Below are 9,435 nucleotides of genomic sequence, written 5' to 3' on the forward strand. Positions count from 1 at the left end.
TGCTTGGAGAGGGTATCTTGGCCGCCAGGGGTGTAGGTGATCTCGCGGGCGGCGCTGTTGAACACATTGCGGATGGGATCCCCTTTGCTGTCCACCAGTTCCAGCACCATCACATTGCGACCGGGCCTGAAGCCCTTCAGATAAAAAGACTCCCAGCGATCCAGCAGGCCAGATTGGCCGTTGAGGGTGTAGCGGATCCGCCAGTCCCGTGGCAAGTCACTCAACAGGCTCTCCCGCACTGGGGCATTGGCCAGCCAGAAATCCACCAAGATTGGCTCGGCCCCGTAGCTGCCTGTGGGGCGGTTGTAGGTGAGCAGGGGCAGTTGCGGCTGTGGCACGTACTCGGGGGTGGGAGCTAGCACGTGGAAGCTAACCTGGGCATAGGCTTCAGAGTTTTTGAAGCTCTCGTGCCAGGGTTTGCCGGCAAACACCCGCAGAGTATGGGATCCCGGCTCCAAATCCTTGAAAACGAGGGGAGCATCGGCATCGTAATGGGCGATGTAGGGACGGTTGTCCAGCACCACGTGCAGATGAGGGCCGAGACCCAATTGCGGATCTTGGAAAAGCGGATACCCTTGCACCGCAAAGCGAACGGTTACCTGCCGCTCTGACAACACCTCACCTGGCTTGGGGCTGAGGATCTGAACTTGCGGGCGACAGTACTGCAAATGGGCATCCAGCTTGGCAATCTCCGGGGGAACCGGCACGCGCTCTAGCTGGGGAAGCTGTTCCTGCGGGGGTTCAGGCGGGGATCCCCCACAAGAGGCCAAAACGAGGGCGGCCAACAGACAGATCCACCATCTCAACAACCCCCACGTTCTCAACCTGGCATTTCCCGCGTGTTCTTGCATGAGCCTCACATCCCGACACTCTCGGTACCCTGCCGAGCTGCAGATAAGCCATCCCCACATTACCAGCATGTGTCCTTTGGGGAAGATCCCTTCCCCCGCCCTAGAATGGGATCAACTGGCCTGGCTCAAGCCGGGTCGGAGACACTTTTGAGGTCGTGTATGGCTCTGTTGGCGATAACAGCTCTTGCGGGCATGGATCTGGCCCAGTGGCAAGCTCTGCTCAACAACGTGGCGTTTGCCATTTCTCTGGGGGCCATGCTGTTCTACTGGGGTGGGGCAGCTTTTCCCCAGGTGCAGCTTTTGGCCGAATTGGGCCTAGCGGGGATGATCGGGGCAAACTTGACGATGGCCGCCCTGTTGACGGCCCGCTGGATCGATGCAGGCTACTTCCCCTTGAGTAATCTGTACGAGTCTTTGTTTTTCCTGGCCTGGGGGATCACCGCTTTGCACCTGCTGGCCCTCCACTGGAGCCGCAGCCGCTGGGTGGGGGTCATGACTGCCCCAGTTGTAACCGGGATCGTAGCCTTTGCTGCCTTGGTGCTGCCGGAAGATATGCAGGTAGCCCAGCCCCTTGTCCCGGCTTTGCAATCCAACTGGCTGATGATGCACGTGACTGTGATGTTGCTGGCCTACGCGGCGCTGCTGGTGGGATCCCTTCTCTCCATCAGCTTTCTCATCGTCACTCGCGGTCAGGAAGTGCATCTCAAGGGCAACTCCCTCGGCCTGCAATTTCGCCCTCCCCAACCCCAAACCCATCCCGAATGGGCGGAAGCCACCCTGCCTTTCCCGGCTTCAGAACTGGCCTACGCTGGCCTCCGCTCCCCCCGTCCTGCCCCCTCGTCCGCTCAACACCCCCCCCAACCGGCCCCCGAAGGGATCCCCTGGCAACGGCTGAGCCTGGCAGAAATCTTGGACAACACCAGCTACCGGCTGATCGGGCTGGGGTTCCCCCTGCTCACCATCGGCATTATCGCCGGCGCCGTTTGGGCCAACGAAGCCTGGGGTACCTACTGGAGCTGGGATCCGAAAGAAACCTGGGCCTTGATTACCTGGTTGGTCTTCGCTGCCTATTTGCATGCCCGCATCACCAAAGGCTGGCAAGGCAGACGCCCCGCCCTCTTGGCCAGCTTGGGTTTTGGAGTGGTTTGGGTATGTTACCTGGGGGTCAACTTTCTGGGCAAAGGCTTACACAGCTATGGCTGGTTTTTCTAAGAAACCGATCCCCGTTTATGAGTATCCTGGTGCTGGCAAGCCGTAGTGGATCCCTTCGAGGAGAAAAACGATGCGACTGTTCAACTACCTGATCTTGTTTTCAGCCCTCCTGGCCATTGCCCTCTTTGCCATGCAAAACGCCACCCCGGTCACGGTTACTTTTGCCCCTGGCGTCAGCATCGAAAGCCCTCTGGTGATGGAACTTCTGGCTGCTGCTGGGATTGGGGCCGCCCTCGCCTGGCTGTATAGCCTCTGGATGCGCGTACAGTTCAGCATCGAAGCCCGGGAAAAAAATCGGCAACTGCAGGAGAAGGAGGTCACCATCACCGAACTCAAGGAAATGGTGGTGGAGCTGGAAGCCAAAGTGAAGCAACTGCCTCCCAGCAAGCGTGCCGAACCCCAAGAGGACATCCAGGATGTGAAAGAAGTGGCCACCGAGGGATCCCCTGCCTAAAATCCCCAGGTTGACCCACAGGCCGTTGAGGTAGAATTGAACTTCTACTTGCCCCTCTCCCTAGCTCATACTTCCTATGCAGGTTATCCAAGAAAAACGCCCTGGCAGCCGGGTCGGTCTCAAAATTGTGGTAGAAGCCGACCGGGTGAAGCGCTCCTACGAAAAAACCTTGCGTCAACTGGAGCAGAATATCCAAATTCCGGGATTCCGCAAGGGCAAGGCCCCCCGCAACCTCGTTGTGCGGCAGGTGGGCCGCGAGCGCATCATGGCCAGTGCTGTGGATGACCTGATCAGCGAGGCCATTCAACAGGCTTTCAAGGAAGCTCGGCTCACTCCCATTAGCCGGTTCGAGCTGGATGATGAGGTGGGTCAGCTCTTGGCTCAGTTCAACCCCGAAGCAGACTTCAGCTTCTCAGGATATGTTGAGGTGTACCCCGAAGCCCGCGTTGGCCAATACAAAGGGCTGACCGTTACGGCAACCCGTGTTGACGTCAAGCCTGAGCAAATTGACCAGCTCATCGACCGATGGCGGGATCAGCGGGCCACCCTCTTGCCGGTAGAAGATCGGCCTGCTCAGTTGGGGGATGTGGTGGTGATCGATTTTGCAGCCCGCGATGCAGAAGGCAATCCCCTCGACGAGATGACCACCCAGGACTTCCAGTTGGAACTCAAGGAAAACAACTTCATCCCCGGTTTTGTGGCGGGCATCGTGGGCATGCAGCTCGACGAAACCAAGGAGATCGCAGCCACCTTCCCCGACGACTACTTCAGAAAAGAGTTGGCCGGGAAAACGGTTACCTTCACTGTCTGCCTGAGGGAGATCAAGGCCAAAGAGCTGCCCGAATTGGACGATGCCTTTGTGCAAGAGATCAGCAGCTTTCAAACGGTGGCCGAACTGCGGGAGCACTTGCAAAAGCGCCTTGAACAGGATGCCCTGACACAATCTGAGGAGAACCTCGAAACCGCCATCCTCAACGCCATCCTGGAAACCACCGAGGTGGATCTGCCCGAGACCCTAGTCGAGCAGGAAACGACGCAACTGCTATCCCAAAGCCTTCACTCGCTGCAACAGCAGCAAGGGGTCACGCCAGGCGAGATCCGCAAGCTCCTGTCCCAACTGCCTCCCGAAACCCTTAACCAGTTGAAAGAGCGCCACCGACCCGAAGCCATCAACCGGCTGCGGCGCACCTTGGCCCTGAGTGCCATCGTTCGGCAAGAGCAAATTGCCGTAGGTTCCACGGAGTTGGACGTGGAGGTGGAAGAGGTGATGGCGGCCTATGCCCAGCAAGGCCAAAAGCTGGATCGGGAACGAGTACGCCAAGCCGTCTATGAAAGCTTGCTGACCAACAAGGTGATGGCTTGGCTGAAGTCTCAGACCACGGTCAACTGGGTCGATAGCGAGGGGAATCCAACCCAGGCGCCCACTTCTTTGGCAGGCTCGGAGGAGAAGGTTGAAGTGCCAGAGGCCGAGTTTGAGGCCGATGAGCCAGAAGCAGAGGTATCTGGGATCCCTGAGGCAATTGAATCCTCATCAGAGACGGCTACGGGGGCGGAAACGGATGGAGAAGCTGCAGCTGCGGAAGCCGAGCCAACTACAGAAAAGGCTGTAGAAGCATCCCCTGCTGAAACCGTCTCAGCCTCTGCGGCAGAGGCAACGCTCCCAGTTGAGGAGAAAGCGGCAGAGACCGCTACAGAGATCCCGGCAGCAGAAAAGCCCAAGCCAAGCAAAAAGGACAAAAAAGGCAAGTGAATGCGCTGGGGATTTTCTGGCTGAGGGCATTTCCTTCAAAAGCAAGGGGGCGCAGCCCCTAGTGTTCCAAGTCGCAAAAAATAGATATCTACCACTGCTGGCAGTGGCAAAGGGGAGCGTTTAGGGTTTATCCTATTCGCAACATCTGCAAGAGGGCAGGCTGCCATGAAGGGATTTGCGCGCGTACTTGGGGCTTGGGGGATCCTCACCCTGATCGCCGGGATCTCGCCCGGCAGCGCTGTGGGCCAATCGGCCTTGCCTCCTGTGCCCATCATGCCCTCGGATCCCCAAGGTTCGTTTCCCGATCCAGGGATCCCGGCAGCCCCTTCCCCTCCCCGTGAGCCGGTCGGGCTGGATCTCCGCCATCTGGTGGGATTGTTCATCAACGAGTCCTTGGGTGCAGGCAACCAAGCTGCTGCGGTTAGTTACAACGACCTCTACACCCGCCTGTTGGCCCGAAGCTACGGGGATCCCCGCCCCCCCATTGAGGTGGAGTACGAGTTCATTCAAGAGATCCTGCGGGAGTATGGGGATCCCGCCGATCGTTTCTGGGATCCGCAAGCTTTTAAGGACTTGCTCAACCGTCCCCGTCCTCCCGTACAAGCCCGCGGGATCGGCCCGCGCCAGGTTTACTTGGCTGTGCCGGATCTCACCCCGGCCACAGCTCAGCAAATCCGCCAAACCCTCCACACCCAAGACTACAGCCAGGGCATTGTCCTCGACCTGCGCGGCTCGGTGGGCTACGACCCCCAAGTGGTGGCCGATGTGGCGCGCCTGTTTTTGCCCCGCTCCGTCCAGCCGCTGCTGATTACCGAAGACCGATTCGGGCAGCCCACCCTCTGGAACAGCGAAAATCTGCCCATTGCCGCCGGGATCCCGTTGGCCGTTCTCGTGGATGGTAACACCCGCCAGGGGGCCACCCTCTTGGCTGCCCAGTTGGGAGCCAGCGGCAGCACCCTCATTTTGGGGCAGCCCACCCAAGGCAGCGAGCGACAAACCCGCTTCTTTGCTCTCCCCTCCGGCGCGGCGGTGGAACTGGCCGTGGCCACCTGGAAAACAGGGGATGGTCGCTCTTTGGAGCGGGGTCTGGTGCCCTTGCAGACGGTGGAAGGAGATGACAATGCTTGGCTGAATGCCGGCCTGCAAGCGCTGGCCTTGCCCCCACGGCGACCCACCCTGCCCCCACGGCCTACCGTGCTGGTGCAAGAGGGCCGAGTTGGCCGCTTTGAGCTGGGCATGGATACCCGCAACGTGGATACCCACCTGCTGGGCAATGTCGATCAGATCCCAGCGGCCTCTGGAGCCAATGTGTTTCAGCCCAACAGCGACCTGAAGATCTTTTACCTGCAGGACTACATCCTCTTCACCTACCGTCATCCGGGCATTGTGGATAGCTTTTTCGCCAACCGCATCTACACCACCCACCCGGAAGCCATGACCGGCGAAGGGATCCGCATCGGCTCCACCTATTCGGAAGTGATCGCCGTTTACGGCGGGCCCGGCGAGAACGGCTACAACGAGGTGGTACCCTATCCCAAGGGAAGCCGAGAATATCTGCGCGACGACCGCTACTACGTCAACTACGATGCCCTGGGCCTGGCCTTTGCCTTTGAGGTGGGATCCAACCAGGTCACGGCCATTGGCCTGTTCAAGCCGGGGAGCTGAAGGCGAGGGCAACTGGGGAATCTCTGTTGGCTTGCCAGAGGGTTCGGGGATCCCGCCCATCTCCACGTTGTCCCCTGCCGGAGAAAAGTTAATCGATTGTTAATCTTTTTGTCCTAATCTCTCAACATCGCCCGGAGCGATGCGGTAGATTAGTGCAGCAACCCCCGCAAAGGGGATTTTTTGTGCCATCTACGGACTGTAGGAGAAGCTCTTGGCAAACGTCGTGGTTGTCGGTGCCCAGTGGGGCGATGAAGGAAAAGGGAAGATCACCGACCTCCTCAGTGAAAAGGCCCATGTGGTCGTCCGCTATCAAGGTGGGGTGAATGCAGGGCATACCCTGGTGGTGGGGGGCCAAACCTTCAAGCTACACTTGATCCCCTCTGGCATTCTCTACCCCGACAAACGCTGCATCATCGCCAGCGGCACGGTGATCGATCCCGAGGTTCTGCTGGCCGAGATCGACCAACTGCATCAATTGGGCATTTCCACCGACAACCTGTTCATTGCCGAAACGGCCCACGTCACCCTGCCCTACCACCGGGTCATTGACATCGCAGAAGAGGAGCGGCGTGGCATTTACCGGCTGGGCACCACCGGCCGGGGCATTGGCCCCACCTATGCCGACAAGGCCGAGCGCATGGGCATTCGCGTCGTGGACTTGATGTACCCTGACCAGCTGCGGGAGCGCCTCAGTTGGGCCATTCCCTACAAAAATGTCTTGCTGGAAAAGATCTATAATCTGCCCCCCCTGGATCCCGAGCCGATCATTGAGCAATACCTGGCCTATGCCGAGCGGCTGCGCCCCTATGTTACCGACGCTGCTCTGCTTCTCACCCAAGCCATCGAAGATCGGGAGAACATCCTGTTTGAAGGGGCTCAGGGCACCCTGTTGGATCTCGACTACGGCACCTACCCCTACGTCACCTCCTCCCATCCCATTGCCGGTGGCGCTTGTATTGGCGCTGGGATCGGCCCCACCAGCATTGACCGGGTGATCGGGGTGGCCAAAGCCTACACCACCCGCGTTGGCGAAGGCCCTTTCCCCACCGAGCTCAAAGATGAGATCGGGGCGTACCTGGGGGCAACCGGTGCTGAATTTGGCACCACCACAGGGCGACAACGGCGCTGCGGCTGGTTTGACGGGGTAATTGGGCGCTACGCGGTGCGAATCAATGGCCTAGACTGCCTGGCCATCACCAAACTGGATGTGCTGGATGGCTTGGATGAGATCAAGGTGTGCGTGGCCTACGAGTACCAGGGGCGGGAAATTCGTCACTTTCCCAGCGATGCCCGGGTTTTCGCCCAGTGCAAACCCATCTACGAAACCCTGCCGGGCTGGAAATGTTCCACCAAAGATTGCCGCTCCATCCAAGACTTGCCCCCCGAAGCCCATGATTACCTGAAGTTTTTGGCACAGTTGATGCAGGTGCCGATTGCCATTGTTTCTCTGGGGGCCAGCCGCGACCAGACGATTATCGTCGAGGATCCCATCCACGGCCCCAAGCGGGCCCTTCTCTACCCCAATGGTGGCAAGCGCGCCCACGCCCTCATGCCCGACTGAGTGGGCTCAAGAACAATTGGGAACAAGGGCAATCATAGGGCAATCATTAACTCAAATGCTCAGTAATGATCAATGTGAGTTAAGTTATGGTCATTTCATGTTAGGGTGAAACGCCTAAGCTACGGAGAAAAGCCTTCCGGCCCTGTGCGTTCAACGTCTTAGGTGTGGATGCAGTGTCCTAGTTTATAGTCATTTAAGAGGGAATAAAACTGTTCCGTTGTCTTGCTTCCCAGCTCCTCACTGCCGAGCGAATAGGAAGCGTCTTAATCTAACTTGAAATGACTCTAATGGTTTGAGAAAAACAATATTGCCGCAGTTGGGCCAGTTCTACCTCACTGAGATCTTGCCACTGGCCAGGAGCAAGCCCCGCCAGAGAGAGGGGCCCCAGTCCAACCCGAACCAACCGCAAAGTTGGGATCCCAACAGCAGCAGTCATGCGGCGCACCTGACGATTACGACCCTCCTGCAGCGTCAGTTCCAGCCAGGTGGTGGGGATGGAGCGGCGAAAGCGAATGGGGGGATCCCGTGGCGGCAGGGTGGGTTCCTCAGCCAAGACTTTGACCTGGGCCGGGCGCGTTTTTCGCCCTTGGATGATCAGCCCCTGTTGCAGCTGTTGCAGGGCTTGGGGGGTGGGGATCCCTTCCACCTGAACCCAGTAGATGCGCTCATGGCCGAACTTGGGATCGATCAAGCGGGCATTGAGGCGACCATCATCGGTCAGCAGGAGCAGCCCTTCGCTGTCGCGATCCAGTCGCCCCACCGGATAAACCCTGGGCACCGGAATAAAAGACTTGAGGGTAGGCCGTCCCGCTTGGTCGGTGAATTGGGTGAGCACGCCATAGGGCTTGTAGAACTTGAGATAGCGCATGACACACAAAACAACAAAACTGTGAACCCAACCTTTCCAATCTTTAAGATTTGGCAGAAGGATTTGGCAGAGCGGCTTCAACGGTAAGATCAAGCCTTAAGGAGCAATATCCCTCCATCGCCAGCAGCGTTTGACGGGGCTCACCCCATGACCATAGACAACAACTTACTCTGGGTTTTGGTTGGAACAGCAGGGCTCTCTCTCCTCAGCCTGGTGTACGTGCTGGTGGATGAGGGCAACAAACGCCGCCGCTACGAACAGCAAAAGGAAAAAGAAGCTGCTCAGCCACCTGCGGTTGTTCCTGCAGAAGAAGCCGGGATCCCAGCTGCACCTCCTCCTTCTGCTCCTGAACCTGTTGCTGCTCAGCCCGCTTCAGCGCCACACACTGCTGACGGGTTCCCAGAAGCGTCGCGTAGCGATGACGAGGAGCCAGAAACCTCCCCGGAAGCGGTTCGCGCCAGCAGGACAGAGTCCTTGCCCAGCCCTGAGGACTCTGCTCTCCCCAAGGAGCCGGATACAGGGCCTGACCCCGCAGAGGAAATGCCGAAAGATACCCCATAACAGTTTTTTTCGGTTCTGGGGAAGTTCTGGGGATAGATGGGATCCCCATCCCGCAAGAGGGGAGCTTCATGCCCTCATCAGGGTTTGCTCTCCGTAGCGCAGCATCATCTCCAAAGCCGCGAGACGGTTGCCCCAAACTTGAACTCGATAGGGGTTGCGCAGAGATTCCAGCCGCATCCAAGTGGCAAGATTGGTTTTCAAGTTGCCCAGTTGCTGACGGGCTTGTTCCAGGGCTTCCGGGGTGGGATCCGCTGCCAAGGCCGCCAGGGATCCCTGCACCCGCTCTATTTGCTCCATCCATTGGCTGTGCTCCCACAACCCCAACCGTTTCTGCTCGAGCAAAAACATCCACTCCTGCCGCAGCGCCTGGAAGCGATCCCGAACAGCCCCAAAGGGATCCCAATAGGGAATGCGAGTCGAGGCAATGGCGGAGGACGTAAACTACCCGGCTCCGACCGCTAAGCGGTACGGAGCGGGCTTTCAGTAGCCCTGAGCCTGCTCTGCTCTACCAGA

General features: G+C 58.7%; 8 protein-coding genes and 1 pseudogene. 6 read left to right on the top strand and 3 right to left on the bottom strand.

Annotated features, from left to right (window positions below; genetic code table 11):
• Positions 1-785 (bottom strand): annotated as a pseudogene (locus tag NW828_RS13070) (hypothetical protein); the annotation flags it as partial.
• Between the two features lie 258 nt (positions 786-1,043).
• Here NW828_RS13070 and ccsB point away from each other — a divergent pair.
• The 5 genes from ccsB to NW828_RS13095 all read left to right on the top strand — a co-directional run bounded on the left by ccsB (position 1,044) and on the right by NW828_RS13095 (position 7,493).
• Positions 1,044-2,063 (top strand): c-type cytochrome biogenesis protein CcsB, encoded by a 1,020-nt coding sequence (ccsB, locus tag NW828_RS13075; protein WP_414384321.1) that lies wholly within the window; start codon positions 1,044-1,046, stop codon positions 2,061-2,063.
• A 70-nt stretch (positions 2,064-2,133) separates the two neighbouring features.
• A complete protein-coding gene (locus NW828_RS13080; protein ID WP_414384315.1) occupies positions 2,134-2,517 on the top strand; it encodes a lipopolysaccharide assembly protein LapA domain-containing protein in 384 nt (127 codons plus the stop codon).
• 76 nt (positions 2,518-2,593) lie between these two features.
• Positions 2,594-4,267, top strand: coding sequence for a trigger factor (gene tig, locus NW828_RS13085; protein ID WP_414384317.1), 1,674 nt, complete (start codon positions 2,594-2,596; stop codon positions 4,265-4,267).
• Between the two features lie 165 nt (positions 4,268-4,432).
• On the top strand, positions 4,433-5,932 hold the full coding sequence (locus NW828_RS13090; protein WP_414384318.1) for a S41 family peptidase: 1,500 nt from the start codon (positions 4,433-4,435) through the stop codon (positions 5,930-5,932).
• 211 nt (positions 5,933-6,143) lie between these two features.
• Complete coding sequence (locus tag NW828_RS13095) at positions 6,144-7,493, top strand: adenylosuccinate synthase (RefSeq protein ID WP_011431751.1); 1,350 nt, start codon at positions 6,144-6,146, stop codon at positions 7,491-7,493.
• 268 nt (positions 7,494-7,761) lie between these two features.
• Here NW828_RS13095 and NW828_RS13100 read toward each other — a convergent pair whose 3' ends face one another.
• Positions 7,762-8,361, bottom strand: coding sequence for a pseudouridine synthase (locus NW828_RS13100; protein WP_414384320.1), 600 nt, complete (start codon positions 8,359-8,361; stop codon positions 7,762-7,764).
• A gap of 147 nt (positions 8,362-8,508) precedes the next feature.
• Between NW828_RS13100 and NW828_RS13105 the strand changes: the two genes are divergently transcribed.
• Positions 8,509-8,922, top strand: coding sequence for a hypothetical protein (locus NW828_RS13105; RefSeq protein WP_011431749.1), 414 nt, complete (start codon positions 8,509-8,511; stop codon positions 8,920-8,922).
• 66 nt (positions 8,923-8,988) lie between these two features.
• On the opposite strand, the gene NW828_RS13110 is transcribed toward NW828_RS13105, so the two are convergent.
• Positions 8,989-9,270 carry a hypothetical protein gene (locus tag NW828_RS13110; protein WP_414343807.1) on the bottom strand — a complete coding sequence of 94 codons (282 nt, stop codon included), beginning with the start codon at positions 9,268-9,270 and terminating at the stop codon, positions 8,989-8,991.
• Positions 9,271-9,435 lie beyond the last annotated feature (165 nt).

The organism is Synechococcus sp. W55.2, assembly GCF_047461635.1.
Lineage (GTDB): Bacteria > Cyanobacteriota > Cyanobacteriia > Thermostichales > Thermostichaceae > Thermostichus.

Excerpts from the sequence above, each read along its gene's own strand:
- NW828_RS13100 (WP_414384320.1), bottom strand. The coding sequence starts at position 8,361 with ATGCGCTATCTCAAGTTCTACAAGCCCTATGGCGTGCTCACCCAATTC.
- NW828_RS13080 (WP_414384315.1), top strand. The coding sequence starts at position 2,134 with ATGCGACTGTTCAACTACCTGATCTTGTTTTCAGCCCTCCTGGCCATT.
- NW828_RS13110 (WP_414343807.1), bottom strand. The coding sequence starts at position 9,270 with ATGTTTTTGCTCGAGCAGAAACGGTTGGGGTTGTGGGAGCACAGCCAA.
- NW828_RS13105 (WP_011431749.1), top strand. The coding sequence starts at position 8,509 with ATGACCATAGACAACAACTTACTCTGGGTTTTGGTTGGAACAGCAGGG.
- ccsB (WP_414384321.1), top strand. The coding sequence starts at position 1,044 with ATGGATCTGGCCCAGTGGCAAGCTCTGCTCAACAACGTGGCGTTTGCC.
- tig (WP_414384317.1), top strand. The coding sequence starts at position 2,594 with ATGCAGGTTATCCAAGAAAAACGCCCTGGCAGCCGGGTCGGTCTCAAA.
- NW828_RS13090 (WP_414384318.1), top strand. The coding sequence starts at position 4,433 with ATGAAGGGATTTGCGCGCGTACTTGGGGCTTGGGGGATCCTCACCCTG.